At 64.8% G+C, this 15,360-nt stretch carries 15 protein-coding genes; 5 read left to right on the forward strand and 10 right to left on the reverse strand.

Features of this window, described 5'->3' with window-relative positions:
- Positions 1 to 46: 46 nt before the first annotated feature.
- Together serA and JNM03_RS16090 are read right to left on the reverse strand one after the other, a co-directional pair.
- Positions 47 to 1,633: a phosphoglycerate dehydrogenase gene (gene serA, locus JNM03_RS16085; protein ID WP_294038137.1), complete on the reverse strand. Its 1,587-nt coding sequence runs from the start codon at positions 1,631 to 1,633 to the stop codon at positions 47 to 49.
- Between the two features lie 84 nt (positions 1,634 to 1,717).
- Complete coding sequence (locus tag JNM03_RS16090) at positions 1,718 to 2,845, reverse strand: phosphoserine transaminase (RefSeq protein WP_294038190.1); 1,128 nt, start codon at positions 2,843 to 2,845, stop codon at positions 1,718 to 1,720.
- A 263-nt stretch (positions 2,846 to 3,108) separates the two neighbouring features.
- Here JNM03_RS16090 and JNM03_RS16095 point away from each other — a divergent pair, with 263 nt between their 5' ends.
- Both JNM03_RS16095 and JNM03_RS16100 read left to right on the forward strand, forming a co-directional pair.
- Entirely contained in the window at positions 3,109 to 3,720 is a 612-nt protein-coding gene (locus tag JNM03_RS16095) for an extensin family protein (protein WP_367235959.1), read from the forward strand.
- Between the two features lie 161 nt (positions 3,721 to 3,881).
- The gene (locus JNM03_RS16100) at positions 3,882 to 4,754 is read left to right on the forward strand and encodes an LOG family protein (protein WP_294038140.1); all 873 of its coding nucleotides are present in this window, start codon (positions 3,882 to 3,884) and stop codon (positions 4,752 to 4,754) included.
- Positions 4,755 to 4,784: 30 nt separating this feature from the next.
- On the opposite strand, the gene JNM03_RS16105 is transcribed toward JNM03_RS16100, so the two are convergent.
- Together JNM03_RS16105 and JNM03_RS16110 are read right to left on the reverse strand one after the other, a co-directional pair.
- Positions 4,785 to 5,216 carry a cytochrome c family protein gene (locus tag JNM03_RS16105; protein ID WP_294038141.1) on the reverse strand — a complete coding sequence of 144 codons (432 nt, stop codon included), beginning with the start codon at positions 5,214 to 5,216 and terminating at the stop codon, positions 4,785 to 4,787.
- On the reverse strand, positions 5,216 to 5,845 hold the full coding sequence (locus JNM03_RS16110; RefSeq protein ID WP_294038143.1) for a cytochrome c family protein: 630 nt from the start codon (positions 5,843 to 5,845) through the stop codon (positions 5,216 to 5,218). The genes JNM03_RS16105 and JNM03_RS16110 overlap by 1 nt, the downstream gene beginning before the upstream one ends.
- Before the next feature lie 175 nt (positions 5,846 to 6,020).
- On the opposite strand from JNM03_RS16110, the gene JNM03_RS16115 reads away from it, so the two are divergent.
- On the forward strand, positions 6,021 to 6,911 hold the full coding sequence (locus tag JNM03_RS16115; RefSeq protein WP_294038145.1) for a prephenate dehydratase: 891 nt from the start codon (positions 6,021 to 6,023) through the stop codon (positions 6,909 to 6,911).
- A gap of 50 nt (positions 6,912 to 6,961) precedes the next feature.
- On the opposite strand, the gene JNM03_RS16120 is transcribed toward JNM03_RS16115, so the two are convergent.
- The gene (locus tag JNM03_RS16120) at positions 6,962 to 7,633 is read right to left on the reverse strand and encodes a CDP-alcohol phosphatidyltransferase family protein (RefSeq protein WP_294038146.1); all 672 of its coding nucleotides are present in this window, start codon (positions 7,631 to 7,633) and stop codon (positions 6,962 to 6,964) included.
- Positions 7,634 to 7,829: 196 nt separating this feature from the next.
- Between JNM03_RS16120 and JNM03_RS16125 the strand changes: the two genes are divergently transcribed.
- Positions 7,830 to 8,447 carry a DUF805 domain-containing protein gene (locus JNM03_RS16125; protein ID WP_294038148.1) on the forward strand — a complete coding sequence of 206 codons (618 nt, stop codon included), beginning with the start codon at positions 7,830 to 7,832 and terminating at the stop codon, positions 8,445 to 8,447.
- A 95-nt stretch (positions 8,448 to 8,542) separates the two neighbouring features.
- Here the strand turns inward: JNM03_RS16125 and JNM03_RS16130 are convergent, their stop codons facing one another.
- From JNM03_RS16130 to purT, 3 genes are all read right to left on the reverse strand, one after another.
- Positions 8,543 to 9,037 (reverse strand): hypothetical protein, encoded by a 495-nt coding sequence (locus JNM03_RS16130; RefSeq protein WP_294038150.1) that lies wholly within the window; start codon positions 9,035 to 9,037, stop codon positions 8,543 to 8,545.
- On the reverse strand, positions 9,034 to 11,847 hold the full coding sequence (gene polA, locus JNM03_RS16135) for a DNA polymerase I (protein WP_294038151.1): 2,814 nt from the start codon (positions 11,845 to 11,847) through the stop codon (positions 9,034 to 9,036). Before polA ends, JNM03_RS16130 begins: the two co-directional genes overlap by 4 nt.
- Positions 11,848 to 11,943: 96 nt before the next feature.
- A complete protein-coding gene (purT, locus tag JNM03_RS16140; RefSeq protein WP_294038153.1) occupies positions 11,944 to 13,125 on the reverse strand; it encodes a formate-dependent phosphoribosylglycinamide formyltransferase in 1,182 nt (393 codons plus the stop codon).
- 109 nt (positions 13,126 to 13,234) lie between these two features.
- Here purT and JNM03_RS16145 point away from each other — a divergent pair, with 109 nt between their 5' ends.
- Positions 13,235 to 13,711 carry a methylated-DNA--[protein]-cysteine S-methyltransferase gene (locus tag JNM03_RS16145; protein ID WP_294038155.1) on the forward strand — a complete coding sequence of 159 codons (477 nt, stop codon included), beginning with the start codon at positions 13,235 to 13,237 and terminating at the stop codon, positions 13,709 to 13,711.
- A 7-nt stretch (positions 13,712 to 13,718) separates the two neighbouring features.
- On the opposite strand, the gene JNM03_RS16150 is transcribed toward JNM03_RS16145, so the two are convergent.
- Positions 13,719 to 14,210, reverse strand: a complete 492-nt coding sequence (locus tag JNM03_RS16150; protein ID WP_294038157.1) for a GFA family protein — start codon at positions 14,208 to 14,210, stop codon at positions 13,719 to 13,721.
- Positions 14,211 to 14,333: 123 nt separating this feature from the next.
- Positions 14,334 to 15,350 carry a dienelactone hydrolase family protein gene (locus JNM03_RS16155; RefSeq protein WP_294038158.1) on the reverse strand — a complete coding sequence of 339 codons (1,017 nt, stop codon included), beginning with the start codon at positions 15,348 to 15,350 and terminating at the stop codon, positions 14,334 to 14,336.
- Between the last annotated feature and the right edge of the window lie 10 nt (positions 15,351 to 15,360).

Below are 15,360 nucleotides of genomic sequence, written 5' to 3' on the forward strand. Positions count from 1 at the left end.
GGGAGTTCAATATAGTCCCCTCCCGCAAGCGGGAGGGGATGATCGCTCAGAACTTCAGACCTTTTACCGTCTTCACACCTGGAAGCTGGCAAAGTTGCCACAGCAGCGGTTCGGGCATCGGCGAGTCGAGGCTGAGCAACAGCACCGCTTCACCGCCCGCGGCGCGGCGGCCGAGGTGGAAGGTGCCGATGTTAAGCCCGGCTTCACCAAGCGCGGTGCCGATGCGCCCGATAAAGCCCGGCGCGTCCTCGTTGACGATGTACAGCATGTGGCCGTCGAGATCGGCCTCGACCTTGATGCCGAACATTTCGACGAGGCGCGGGTCGCCGTTGCTGAACAGCGTGCCCGCGACCGATCGGTCGCCGTCGCTTGTCGCGACGGTCACGCGAACAAGCGTGTGATAGTCGCCGTCCCGATCGTGACGAACTTCGCGCACGTCGAGCCCGCGTTCGCGCGCCAGGTGCGGGGCGTTGACCATGTTCACGCTGTCCGAATAGCGGCGCATCAGGCCGGTGAGTACCGCAGCGGTGATCGGCTTCAGATTGAGTTCGGCCGCGGCCCCTTCGACCTCGACCGAGATCGTGGTCAGATTATCGTGCGCAAGCTGGCCGACCAGGCTGCCGAGCTTTTCGGCCAGGCTCATATAGGGGCGCAGCTTCGGCGCCTCCTCGGCCGACAGGCTGGGCACGTTCAGGGCGTTGGTGATGCCGCCGGTGAGAAGATAGTCGCTGATCTGTTCGGCCACTTGAATGGCGACATTGACCTGCGCCTCGTCGGTCGATGCGCCGAGGTGCGGGGTGCAGATGAAGTTCGGCGCGCCGAACAGCGGATGATCGGCAGCCGGCGGTTCGGTCTGGAACACGTCGAGCGCGGCGCCCGCGACATGGCCGCTATCCAGTGCGTCCTTCAGCGCCGCCTCGTCGATCAGGCCGCCGCGTGCGCAGTTGATGATGCGGACGCCCTTCTTGGCCTTGGCGATATTCTCGGCCGACAGGATGTTGCGCGTCTGGTCGGTCAGCGGCGTGTGCAGCGTGATGAAGTCGGCCTTGGCGAGCAGAGTGTCGAGATCGGCCTTTTCGACGCCCAGTTCGACGGCGCGTTCGGGCGTCAGGAAGGGGTCGAAGGCGACGACCTTCATGCGCAGCCCCAACGCGCGCTCGGCGACGATGCTGCCGATATTGCCGCAGCCGATGAGGCCGAGCGTCTTCGAGGTCAGCTCGACGCCCATAAAGTCGTTCTTCGGCCATTTGCCGGCCTGCGTCAGCGTATTGGCCTCGGGGATCTGGCGTGCCAGCGCGAACATCATCGCGATCGCATGTTCGGCGGTGGTGATGCTGTTGCCGAACGGCGTGTTCATCACGATCACGCCCTTCTTCGACGCTTCCGGGATGTTCACATTGTCGACGCCGATCCCGGCGCGGCCGACGACCTTGAGGTTCGTCGCGGCAGCCAGGACTTCGGGGGTGACCTTGGTGGCCGAGCGGATGGCGAGGCCGTCATAATCGCCGATGATCGCGATCAGCTCTTCCTTGGTCTTGCCGGTGATTTCATCGACCTGAATACCGCGTTCCTTGAAGATCGCGGCGGCTTTCGGGTCCATCTTGTCGGAAATCAGAACTTTGGGTGCGGTCATTTTATGTCTCCGTATCGCGGCGAATGCCGGGATCTGTGGCGGAATGGGAAGGGGAACCCCGGCGTTCGCCGGGGAACGCAAAGGTCAGGCCGAAAGGCTGGCGTAGGCCCAGTCGAGCCAGGGACCGAGCGCCGCGACGTCGGCGGCATCGACGGTCGCGCCGCACCAGATGCGGAGGCCCGGCGGCGCATCGCGATAGCCCGCGATGTCATAGGCCGCGCCCTCCTTTTCGAGCAGGCCGGCAAATTTCTTGATGAAATCCGCGTCCGCCCCGGCGACCGACAGACAGACCGAGGTTTTCGACCGGCTGGCGGGGTCGACGGCGAGATGGCTGAGCCAATCGCGTTCGGCGACGATCGTGTCGAGTGCCGCCGCGTTGGCGTCGCTGCGCGCCTTGAGGCCGTCGAGGCCGCCCAGCGACTTTGCCCATTCGAGCGCGAAGATCGCGTCTTCGACGGCGAGCATCGACGGAGTGTTGATCGTCTCGCCCTTGAAGATGCCTTCCGCCAGCGCACCCTTTGCCATCAGGCGGAACACCTTGGGCAGCGGCCAGGCGGGGGTGTGGGTTTCGAGGCGCTCGACCGCGCGGGGGCCGAGGATCAGCACGCCGTGCCCGCCTTCGCCGCCCAGCACTTTCTGCCAACTGAAGGTCGCGACGTCGATCTTGTCCCACGGCAGGTCGTAAGCGAAGACCGCGCTGGTCGCGTCGGCAAAGGCCAGTCCCTGTCGGTCGGCGGGAATCCAGTCGCCATCGGGAACGCGGACGCCGCTGGTGGTGCCGTTCCAGGTGAACAGCACGTCGGTCGACCAGTCGACCTGGGTCAGGTCAGGAAGCTGGCCGTAATCGGCGCGGATGACCGTCGGGTCGAGCTTGAGCTGTTTTGCCGCATCGGTAACCCAACCTTCGCCGAAGCTTTCCCAGGCGAGCGTCGTGACCGGGCGGGCGCCGAGCATCGTCCACATCGCCATTTCAAAGGCGCCGGTGTCCGATCCGGGTACGATGCCGATACGATGGGTGTCGGGAAGCTGCAGCATCTCGCGCATCAGGTCGATGCAATATTGCAGGCGCGTCTTGCCGATCTTGGCGCGGTGCGAGCGGCCCAGCGATTCGACAGAAATTTTGGAGGCGTCCCATCCGGGCGGCTTTGCGCAGGGACCGGAGGAAAAATAGGGGCGCGTCGGGCGCACTTGTGGCGTCGGCACTTCACTCATCATAGTCTCTCCTTGCAGAGAGCTCGCGCGGCGTTGGGACCGCGTGGCCCGGCGCCGCCTTTAGGGACGGACGCGCAACTGTCAAACAAATTGCGTGGGCCGGGCGAAAATCTGGACGAGCCGAGTTCAAAAGTTAGCGGCTTGTTAACCATATTGTCGATAAATTGACGCCTATGCCGATCCCGTCTTTCCTGAGGCCCCGGGTCCTGTTCGCCGCCACCGCGGCGCTGGCTCTTTCGGCCTGTTTCGGCGCCCCCGACGTCATGAAACGGGGGAGCGGCAAGCAGACGACAGCCAGCAAGCCGACCCGGCCGCAGGTCGTCGGAACCCCGTCCTTCACCAGCGCCGAAGCACAGCAGTGCGCGTTCGACCTGAAACAGGCGGGCGTACGTTTCACGCCGTTGCCTAACCAGGATCATGGCGGCGGTTGCAGTTCGATCGATTCGGTCAAGCTGCTCGATATCGGTACGCCGGTGACCAATCTCGGCGCGATGACCTGTCCGCTCGCAAAGAGCTTTGCCGCCTGGGCGCAGTTCGCGGTGAAGCCCGCGGCGCGGCAATATTTCGGGCAGGAGGTCGTGAAGATCGAAACCTATGGCACCTATAGCTGCCGGAATATCTACGGTGGACGCTCGGGGCGGCTGTCGCAGCATGCCTCTTCGAACGCGATCGACGTGTCGGGTTTTGTGCTGGCCGACGGACGGCGCATCATGCTCGACGGCGGCTGGAACGGCGACAAGACGTCGCAGGACTTTCTGCGCGCGCTGCACAAATCTGCGTGCCGGCGCTTTGGCACCGTCCTCAGCCCCGACTATAATGCGGCGCATTACAACCATTTCCACATGGACATGAGCGGCAACGGATATTGCCGCTAGCAGCGTCATTGCGAGCGCAGCGAAGCAATCTCCAGCCATCAGTTTGGGGCTGACTGGCACCCTGTGGATTGCCGCATCGCCTGCGGCTCCTCGCAATGACGGCGGTGTGGAGACATGGGCGTGTCTTGGCAAAGTCGCACGAAACGGCTAGCCGCTCGGTAATGACAAAAGACAAACAGCCCCATCGTTCGCGTTTCCACAAGGCCAAGGACGACGCGCAGTTCGCCAAGCAGGCGACTACCACGCCGCAGACCGCCGATCCGGCCTACAAGCTTGCCTTTCAGGACAAGGATTTCCTGCTGCGCGAGGATCTGCGGCCCGTGCGCTTCCAGCTCGAACTGCTGAAGCCCGAACTGCTGCTCGACGAAGCGAAGATCGAGTCGACGCTGGTCATCTACGGGTCGGCGCGAATTCCCGAACCCGACGCCGCCGACGCGCTCGAGACGGCCGCGACCGACGACGTCCAGCGCAACATTGCGCGGCACCTGAAGGCCAAGGCCAAATATTATGACGAAGCGCGCGCACTCGCCCGCATCGCCAGCCAGATTCCGTGCGATGCCGATGGCAACCGGAACTTCGTCGTCTGTTCGGGCGGCGGACCATCGATCATGGAAGCCGCCAACCGTGGCGCCGCCGATGAAGGGCGCGAATCGATCGGCCTCAACATTGTGCTGCCGCACGAGCAGGCGCCGAACCGCTTCGTGACGCCGTCGCTGAGCTTCCAGTTCCATTATTTCGCGCTTCGCAAGATGCACTTCCTGCTCCGCGCGCGCGCCGTCGCGGTTTTCCCCGGCGGCTTCGGTACGTTCGACGAGATGTTCGAGCTGTTGACCCTGATCCAGACCGGCAAGATCAAGCCGATTCCGATCGTGCTGTTCGGCAAGGAATTCTGGCAGCGCGTCGTGAACTTCGAGGCGCTGGTCGAAGAAGGCGTGGTCAGCGCCCGCGACCTTGGCCTGTTCCGGTTTGTCGAGACGGCCGAGGAAGCCTGGGCGATCATCCAGGATTTCTACGCGAACGCCGAGCATCATTGATGCTGTGATCCGCGGCGCGGCAGCGAGATGCTATTTCTGGCTTTCGAGGTAGAGGATCAGCGCCCGGCGGTCCGCCGCGTCGATCACGCCCGCGAACGCCATGCGCGTGCCGGGTGCATATTTCATGGGCGCTTCGAGGAACCGGTCGAGCTTCGCATCGTCCCAATTGCCGCCCTTCGCCTTCAGCGCCGCTGAATAGTTGAACCCCGCGTGCGTGGCGACGGCGCGGCCGACCACGTCGTGAAGGTTGGGGCCGATACCGTTCGGTCCATCCTTCTCGATCGTGTGGCAGGCGACGCAGCGCTTGAAGACCTGTTCGCCCATCGCCGCCGTCGGTTCGATCGCCGGAGCGGGTTCGGCGGGTACCGCCGTGCCGGGGACGTCGCTGGCCGGCTGCTGTTCGGCCTTGCCGCAGCCAGCAAGCAATATCGCGCCCGCCAGTGCGACGGGCAGGAGGCGCATTATTTCTTGGCTTCAGCCGGCGCGGCCGCAGCGTCGGCGGGAGCCGCAGCATCGGCCGCTGCCGCGTCGGCGCCTTCGGCCGGTGCATCGGCTGCCGGAGCGGCTTCGGCAGCGGGCAGCGGCAGGTTCGAACCCTGTGCGTTCAGATAGACGATCAGGTTGGCGCGATCCTCGGCGCTCGACAGGCCGGCGAACGACATCTTGGTGCCATTGGCGAACTTGCGCGGGCTGGTGAGCCAGTGATCCATCTTTTCGAAGTCCCACGAACCGCCAACATTCTTCAGCGCGTCCGAGAAGGCAAAGCCGCCCTTGCCCTGGCCGATGGCTTCACCCATCGTACCGTAAAGATTGGGGCCGATGCCGTTGGCGCCGCCCGAGTTGATGGTGTGGCAGGCGGCGCACTTTGCGAACACCGCTTCGCCCTTTGCGACGTCGGCCGCGGCAAGCAGGTTCGGAAGCGGAACGGCTGCCGCGCCGCCGCCTTCGCCGCCACCGGCATCCTCGATCGGATAGCCCGGCTTTTCGGGGTTGTGGCTGGCGAACAACATGCCCGATCCGATCGACAGACCCAGTGCGCAAATGCCAGCGAACAGTACCCAGCCGGCAATAGTGTTGTTGCGATTGTCCATGCTTGCAGCCCCGTTCGCTCGCGCCCGCCCGTGGACGCCTCTTTGATTTGGTCGCTCCCTTACTGGGGCGCGGTGCGCGGCGCAAGAGGATGAAATGGCTTGAGGCCGGTTGCGCGGGTGAGACGCGGCCGCTATGCGCCGCGGCTCTGGGGTGGAAGGCAGGCGGACGCAGGCAATGGGTAGTTACTCGGCTTCGGCACAAAGGCTGGTGGACGACATGAAGGCGGCGGCGCTGGCCGATCCCGCCCGCGGCCTTGCCTTTCAGGGCGCTCCCGGCGCCAACAGCGACCTTGCGGCGCGCGAATATGACGCGAACTCGCTGCCGCTGCCCTGCTATTCGTTCGAAGATGCGATCGATGCCGTCCGCGACGGCCGCGTCGATCGCGCGATCATCCCGATCGAAAACAGCCTGCACGGCCGCGTCGCGGACATTCACTTCCTGCTCCCCGAATCCGGTCTGCACATTGTCGGAGAGCATTTCCTGCCGATCCATTACGGGTTGATGAGCCGCGATCTCGGCCCGGTCACCCGCGCGATGAGTCATGAGCAGGCGCTAGGCCAGTGCCGGAAATGGCTGCGCGCCCATAATATCTCGCCAGTGGCGCACAGCGACACGGCCGGCGCTGCGGCCTGGGTCGCCGACAGCGACGAGGTCGGCCTTGCCGCGCTGGCCCCGCCGCATGCCGCGGGGCTCTACGGCCTGACCTTGCACGGCACCGGCATGGAAGATGCCGATTACAACATGACCCGCTTCGTCGTCCTGGCGCGCGAACCGCTGGCCGGCGCGCCTGCGGAGGTGCCGCTGATGACGACCTTTGTGTTCGAGGTGAAGAATATTCCCGCCGCGCTCTACAAGGCGCTCGGCGGCTTCGCGACCAACGGGGTCAATATGACCAAGCTCGAAAGCTATCAGGTCGGCGGCAGCTTTGCGGCGACCAAATTCTACGCCGATATCGTCGGCGCGCCGGGGAACGAAGCGATCGATCGGGCGCTGGAAGAGCTGGATTTCCAGACCAAGTCGTTGCGCCTGCTCGGGACCTATCCGCAGGCGCGGCTGCGGCCCTGACGCGCGGCCGCGGCGGAGAGATCACCGCGCGACTCGGGAAGGGGCGGCCTTCAGGCGCCGCGCGAACGGAGTGCCCGGGCTGTTGCGAAACTCTGCACGACGAACAGCGTCATCAGGATGCTGGCGATGACGAGCGCGAACAGATCAAAGCCCGAAAAGTTGATGCCGCCGATGTCGCCGCCGCCGACCAGTGGCATCAGCGCGGTCATCGTCATCAGCATCAGCCGCAGTTCGGTGGGGCCGCCGGCCATGTAGGACAGGCGAAATTCCCCAACGACTTTCGCGGCGATGAAGGTGTGGATCGACAGCAGGAAATATCCGATCACGGCCATCAAGGCGACGTCGAGCCGCATATAGGGGCTCATCCCGATCGATCCGACCATCAGCAGGGTGGCCACCGCATCGACGCTGTGATCGACGAAATAGCCATAATTGGGTCGTTCGATCTTTCGCCAGCGCGCGAGGCTGCCGTCGAGCGAGTCGCCGAACCAGTTGACGAGGTAGCCCGCGAGGCAAAGCCCCAGCCATTCGTCGTCGATCCAGCTCAGCATATAGCCAGCGGCGACCATGATCGCGCCCAGGAATCCGAGCGCGGTCAATTGGTCGGGGGTCGTCCACGCGGGAAGGCGGGGGCAGATCCAGTTGAGCAGGCGGCGTTCGTGGCGCGCGAGAAAATTCTGCTGGATGCGGATCGGCGCACTGGCCGCCGGGGGAGTCGTCATGAATGCCTTTCGTCACCGCTGTCGCAAAAATGCCAGCGGGATGTCACGGCGGCGTCATAGAACCAAAGCGCGGTGCAGGGAAGAGAGAGGCACGCCACCCGACGCGAGTCGCCGCTGTTTGCCGCCAAAGCGGGGTGTTTGCGCGGTTGGCACGCGCGGGCCCGACGGATAGGGAGGTGCCGGGCAGGGAGGTTTCATGGCGGATTTTTCGATCGTGCGCGCTGCGCGTCGCGGCTTTGGCGGCCTCTTCGATGCACGCGGCCGCGACGATCGCATGCAGTTCTGGATCTATTGCGCGCTGGTCTTTGCGCCGCTGATCGTCGTGCAGATGGTGGCACAGGTCGTGCTGACCTTTCCCCCGCTCGACATGCTGATGAAAGCGGAGCCCAATGACCCGCAATTTGCCCAAAGGCTTTTCCAATATCAGATGCAGGGCGCGGCCAAGGCGGCCTTTCTGAATATCGGCCTGTTCCTGCTGGGGGCTGCGCTGCTGCTCACGGCGACGGCGCGGCGGCTCCACGATCGCGGACGCAGCGGGTGGTGGGCTTGCGTACTGCCGCCCGCCATTCTGGTGATCACCCACTCGCAAGCGCGCCGAACGGCCGCGATGGTCGAGCATCTCCCCGCGCAGTTGGCCGAGATGAGCCGGGGCGCCACGGTCGATCCGACCGAACTGATGACGTGGGCCGCGCGGGCCAGTGCCGGTCCGGATTGGGCGGCCATTGGCTGCGGCTTCGTTCTGCTGCTGCTTTTCGTCGAACTGGTGCGTGCGGGAACCGACGATTCCAACCGCTTCGGCGCGCCGCCCGACTAGGCGGTTCTTCGTGTCTTCGGAGCGTTCGTGCTTCGCAATGCGTGGCAAGGGGGACAGCCGGCGCCCGCAACCGGAAGCGCGAACATGCGGCCGGATCAGTCCTGCCAGGGTCCGATTTCGCCGACATCGCCAATAGCGCGATAGCGTACCGCGTCATCGACCCACGCGACCTCCCACATCGGCGCGGGTCGCGCCCATTCGCCGATGACGAACAGCGACATCCGGTTCGCGGCGACGAACGCCAGATCGTCGGCAGTCGGTCCCGGAACGATGTTTTCCGACCGCTGGTGCAGCCGGATGATCGCCAGCGTGCCGACGGGCGGGGCGGGAAGCGACTGGCGTGTCGGAAAACCGATGCTGGCGGCGACGGTCGGATAACCTTTGCCATCGCGCGCGATCAGCAGCACCTTGTCGGCATTGGGATAGGGCCCGCCGACCGGACGCCCCGCGACCTTGCGGCCGGCAACCGCGGCATATTCGCGAATGTCGGTGTCGGCGATGATCGGGACGGCGATTGCGGCGGGTGCGGGGGACGCCGCCGGAAGCGGATCGGCGGCGAGCGCAGCCGACAGCAACAGGGCCCCGATCAATGCGCTTCGCCCCAGCTCTTGCCGGTGCCGATTTCGACTTCCAGCGGTACGGACAGCGTCAGCACCGGTTCGGCCGCCCCCGCCATGATGCGGCGGATCACTTCGCCGGCGGCTTCGGCCTTGCCCTCGGGCGCTTCGAAGACAAGTTCGTCGTGGACCTGTAGCAGCATTTTCACGTCGCCGAGGCCCGCCTGATCGAGCGCGTCCGGCATGCGCGCCATCGCGCGCTTGATCAGGTCGGCGCTCGTGCCCTGGATCGGGGCGTTGATCGCGGCGCGTTCGCTGCCCGCGCGTTCATTCTGGTTGGCGGCCTTGATGCGAGGGAACCATGTTTTCCGGCCGAACAGCGTTTCGGTATATCCCTTTGCGCGCACGCTTTCGAGCGTGTCGGTGATATAGTCCGAAATGCCGGGGAAGCGTTCGAAATAGCGCGCGATCAGCGCCTGTGCCTCGTCGGGGGACACTTCCAGGCGGTTGGCCAGCCCCCACCGCGAGATGCCGTAAAGGATCGAGAAGTTGACGGTCTTTGCCTTGCCGCGCGTGTCGCGATTGACCTCGCCGAACAGCTCGATGGCGGTCGCGGCGTGGATGTCCTGCCCCTGGGCGAAGGCTTCCTTGAGTTCGGGAACGTCCGCCATGTGCGCCGCGAGCCGCAGCTCGATCTGGCTATAGTCGGCCGCGATCAGCACATGGCCCGGCGCCGCGATGAAAGCATCGCGGATCTGGCGACCGGTCTCGGTGCGGATCGGGATGTTCTGTAGGTTCGGGTCGGTCGACGACAGGCGTCCGGTCTGGGCGCCGACAAGGCTGTAACTGGTATGGACGCGGCCAGTCGTAGCGTTGATCTGTTGTTGCAGCGCATCGGTATAGGTCGACTTCAGCTTGGCAAGCTGGCGCCATTCCAGGATCTTGCGGGCGATCGGCACGCCGTCGCGTTCAAGCCGCTCCAGCTCGCTCTGGTCGGTGGACCAGTCGCCCGACTTGCCCTTGCGGCCACCCTTCAGGCCCAGCTTGTCGAACAGGATTTCGCCGAGCTGTTTTGGGCTGCCGATTGCGAAAGGCTGTCCGGCAAGGCCATGGATTTCGCCTTCGATGCGCAGCATCTCGGTCGCGAACTCGCCGGACAGTCGCGCGAGATACTCGCGGTCGACCATGATACCTGCGCGCTCCATGCCTTCGACGATCGATGCGAGCGGGCGGTCGACCATTTCATAGACGCGCGTTCCGCCTTCGATCGGCAGGCGCAGTTTCAGCAGCTTCCACAGCCGCAGCGCGACATCGGCATCTTCGGCCGCATATTCGGTCGCACGGTCAAGCTGCACTTCGGCGAAACTGATCTGCGATTTGCCCGAACCGCACATGTCCTTGAACGACAGGCAGACGTGGTCGAGATGCAGTTTCGCCAACTCGTCGAGCCCGTGCTGATGCTTGCCCGCGTCGAGCGCAAAGCTGATCACCAGCGTGTCGTCATAGGGCGCCACGGTCAGCCCGTGCTGCGCGAGGACGCCGATGTCATATTTCAGATTGTGCCCGACCTTCAGCACCGCATCGTCGGCCAAAAGGGGTCGGAGGCGCGCGATCGCGTCGTCCATTGCGATCTGTTCGGGCTTTTCGGCGAACATGTCGGTCCCGCCGTGGCCGAGCGGGATATAGCAAGCCTTTCCGGGCGCGGTCGCCAGGCTGACGCCGACGAGGCGACCGGTCACGCTGTCGAGGCTGGCCGTTTCGGTGTCGATCGCGACGACATGCGCGGCGCGGGCTTCGGCGATCCATCGGTCGAGCGCCTCGACGGTGGTGACGCATTCATACGCCGAACGATCGATGGCGGGCATCGCCGCCAGCGTTGGCGTCGACGGCGCGGCGGGTGCGGTGGTCGGCGCGGCGTTCGCGCGCGGGAAGGTTGGCGGCCCGCCGGGGGTCGCGCCAAGGTCGAGCTTTGCCGACAGGGAGCGGAAGCCATGTTCGTCGAGGAAGAGTTTGAGCGGTTCGGGTGGAATCGAACCCAGCTTCAGGTCGTCGAGCGCGTCGACCAATGGCACATCGCGCTTCAGTTCGACGAGGATGCGCGACAGTTCGGCCATCGCGCGATGTTCGATGAGGTTTTCGCGCAGCTTGCTGGCTTTCATCGTCTCCGCGCCGTCGAGCGCGGCGGTCAGATTGCCATATTCCTGGATCAGCTTGGTCGCGGTCTTCGGCCCGACCCCGCGCACGCCGGGAACATTGTCGACGCTGTCGCCCATCAGCGCGAGGACGTCGCCGACGAGGTCGGGCGTAACCCCGAACTTTTCGTTCACCGCGTCCAGCCCCAGCCGAACGTTCTTCATGGTGTCGAGCATGTCGACCTGCGGCGCATCGCCCGCCGGTTCGCGGATCAACTGCATCAGATCCTTGTCCGACGACACGATCGTCACGTCCCAGCCGGCGGCCACCGCCGCTTCGGTATAGCTTGCGATCAGGTCGTCGGCCTCGAACCCTTCCATTTCGATGCACGGCAAGGAAAAGGCGCGTGTCGCGTCGCGGATCAGGGGGAATTGTGGGCGCAGGTCCTCCGGCGGTTCGGGCCGGTTCGCCTTGTACTGGTCATAGATTTCGTTGCGGAACGACTGGCTCGAATGGTCGAGGATCACCGCAAGGTGCGTCGGCCCGTCGGCATCGTGCAGGTCCTTGGCGAGCTTCCAGAGCATCGTCGTATACCCATAGACCGCACCCACGGGCACGCCCTTCGGGTTCGTCAGCGGCGGCAGGCGGTGATAGGCGCGGAAGATGTAGCTGGAGCCATCGACCAGATAGAGATGATTCTTATCGGACATGACGGGCGGTGTAGCAGGGGAGGTGCGGGCGGCCTAGGGTCCTGACCCTGGCTATGTTCGCGTCGGAGCGTTGGCGTTTGGGCAGGAGGCGCTGGGCTATCGTGCATAGTCTATCCGCAGCTTGCCGGCCGCCGCGACCGCTGCGGCGCGGGCATCGTCGGTGGTTCCGCCGGCGACCTTTGCCAGCGCGACGCCCATGCGGCGATAAGGCCGCGTCACCGGCTTGCCGAAGATGCGGGCGTCGATGGCGGTCGCGGCGTTCGGCGACGCAAGCGCTTCGGCAAGGCCGGCGATCGTGAAATCCTGTGCATCGCGGTCGGCAAGCAGCACGGCGCTGGCGCTCGCCTGCGGAACCTCGACCACGGGAATCGGCAGGCCAAGGATCGCGCGCGCGTGCAGGTCGAACTCGGATAGCGCCTGCGAAATCAGCGTCACCATCCCGGTATCGTGCGGACGCGGCGACAGCTCGGAAAAGACGACGGCATCGCCCTTCACGAAAAACTCGACGCCGAAGATGCCGTGCCCGCCAAGCGCGTCGACGACTTTGGTCGACATCTCCTGCGCCGCCCGCAGCGCGGCATCCGACATCAACGCGGGCTGCCAGCTTTCGCGATAGTCGCCACGCTCCTGCCGATGTCCGATCGGGGGGCAGAAGGTCACGCCATCCTTGTGCCGGACGGTGAGCAACGTGATCTCATAATCGAAATCGACGAACGCCTCGGCTATAACGCGCAGGCGATCACCGCGCATCCCGGCGGCGGCATAGTCCCATGCGCTATCGACGTCCGCGATTCCCTTTACGGTGCTTTGCCCCTTGCCGGACGAGGACATCACCGGCTTCACGACGAGCGGAAATCCGATGCGGGCCGCGGCTTCGTGCAGTTCCTCGCGGCTTGTCGCATATTCGAAGGACGAGGTCACAAGACCGAGTTCGCCGGCCGCAAGGTCGCGGATCGCATCGCGGTTCATCGTGAGCTGCGCGGCGCGCGCCGACGGGACGACATGGAAGCCCTCCCGCTCAATCTCGGCGAGCACCTCAGTCCTGATCGCTTCGATTTCAGGGACGATATGGTCGGGCCGATGCCGTTCGATCGCCGCGCGCAGCGCGTCGCCATCGAGCATCGAGAATATCTCCCGCTCGTCGGCAACCTGCATCGCCGGGGCACCGTCATAGCTGTCGCACGCGATCACCTGGCAACCGAGCCGCTTTGCCGAGATCGTGAACTCGCGCCCAAGTTCGCCCGAACCGAGGAGCAGGATTTTCGCGGTAGGAGTCATGGCTGGCTTTCTATCGAGGTCGGGCGCAAGATTCGGGGCGCATCACCACCCCTTATTCGCCATAGGAAGGTCGTCGCCAAAGCGCGACAGCGAATGACAGGATCGACCCATGACTCACGCCTTCAAAACCATCCGGTCGCCCGTCGGTGAATTGACTCTTGTGGCCGAGGCGAGGGGTCTTGCGGCCATATTGTGGGAAAACGACCGGCCCGGGCGCGTCCGGTTGGGGGCTCTCGCCGCCGATGTCGCGCACCCGGTGCTGGTCGAAACCGAACGGCAACTTCGCGAATATTTCGGGGGCCGGCGCCGGGCATTCGATGTGCCGTTGTTCTTTTCGGGAAGCGCGTTTCAGCAGCGTGTCTGGCGGGCACTGCTGACCATTCCATTCGGCGAGACCCGAAGTTACGGAGAGATCGCGCATCAGATCGGCAACCCTGCCGCGTCGCGGGCGGTTGGCGCGGCCAACGGCCGCAATCCCATCTCGATCATTGCGCCGTGCCATCGCGTTGTCGGATCTGACGGCAAGCTCACCGGCTTTGCCGGCGGGCTCGATGCCAAGAAATATCTGCTGGAACTCGAACGATAGGCCAAGATCATGCGGCTTGGGGAGGCCAGCTTTCGGTGTCGTGATCGGGATGCTGATGGTTGCTCTTCCGTATCGCCGCGACTTGGGCGGCCATGGTTTCTTCGGTCGTGCCCTCGGCTGTCAGCGGCAATTCGTCGAAAACGGGAAGGCGGGCCTCGATGCCGAACTGGACCTTGGGCAGGAAGCGTTCGGGCTGGTCGAACGATCCCGTCGTCAGGTTGATGTGCCGGCTCTCGTGATAGTCATAGGTGAGCGGTGTGCCGCAGTCGCGGCAGAACCCGCGCGCCGCCTTGTTCGAACTGTTGAACGTCGCGGGCGCACCGCGCGTCCATGTCAATGCATCGCGCGGCACCCCGATCAGCGCGGCGAAGAAATTGCCCCCGGCTTTCTGGCACATCCGGCAATGACAGATGTGCGATGTGTCGAGAACCGCTGTGAGGTGCCATCGCACCGCACCGCATTGGCATCCGCCCGAAGCTTCGGTTTCGATCCGGTCCATGGAATTCTCCTCATGCTGGCACCTTGGCAGGATACCGCCGCCGGATCGGTTTTACGATGCCCGAAAACAAGTCGGGCCGATCCTGTTGCCATCAGAAGCGTGCTCGGGTCGGGATGAAGGCGTTCAACGCACCGCCAGCTTCGTGCGAAAGAAAGCGATCAGCGCCGCATTCATCTCCGAGTGAAATGCGATTCGATCAAAACCGGGTTTGTCGGCACAGATCGCGGGCATCGCGCCCGGATCGGGGCAGGGCGCGAGGAAAGAGAGATGGCCGGCACCCTTCGCTTCGCGGAACTCGGTCGTCCGTGGCAGCAGTGAACGGATATTCGCGGTATTGCTGGCGTAAGGCACGACCTCGTCCTCACTTCCCGCCCAAATCTCGACCGGTGCCTTTACTTTCGCGAGGCTGCCGGGTCCGAACAGGAATCCCAGCCCGGGTGCGGCGATGGCGGCGGCCGATATGCGCGGGTCATGCGAGAAGGATTGCGTTCCGGCTGTGGCTTCCGGGGCCGGGAAAAGCCGGCACGCGAACTCCGGTGCTGCCGCGCAATGCGGGGCGAGGCGGCCAAGGTCGGGTTCGCCGCCGATGGCGATGAGCGCTGTCGTCGCGCCTGCAGAGAAACCGAAAATGCCGATCTTGCTCTTGTCGATATCCGCCGCTCCACGCCAGTCCCCGAGCATGAAGTCGACGGAGCGGACGATGTGGCGCGAGCGGTCCGCGAACCACGCCGGCTTGCCGACGTTGCTTTCGTCCGCGTAATTGTCGCCGGTGTGGGCCGGCGTCACGACGACGAACCCGGCCTGCGCCAGCGCGATCGCGGTATCGATATGGCTGATCGCCCCCGCGCCGGTGCCGTGTGAGATGATGATCATCGGAAGGCCTGATCTGGCGACGGGCGCCCCGGGAGCCGCCTTGATCGCGACCGGTCCGACCTGCACGTCGCGGGCTTCGGCGGTCGTTGGGTACCAGATGATCGCGGAGATCGGTGCGTGCTCCGGATCGGGCATCGCGGCCTGTTCGAAGCCGATCTGAAAAGACGGTTCTGCGGCAACCGCGGCCGCCGGAAATGCGGCGAATGCCAGCACCGGCGCTCCGACCGCCAACAGCAACTGGGTGAATAATCCGTGCATCATTTTCATGACAATTCCC

It is taken from the genome of Sphingopyxis sp., assembly GCF_016793825.1.
Lineage (GTDB): Bacteria > Pseudomonadota > Alphaproteobacteria > Sphingomonadales > Sphingomonadaceae > Sphingopyxis.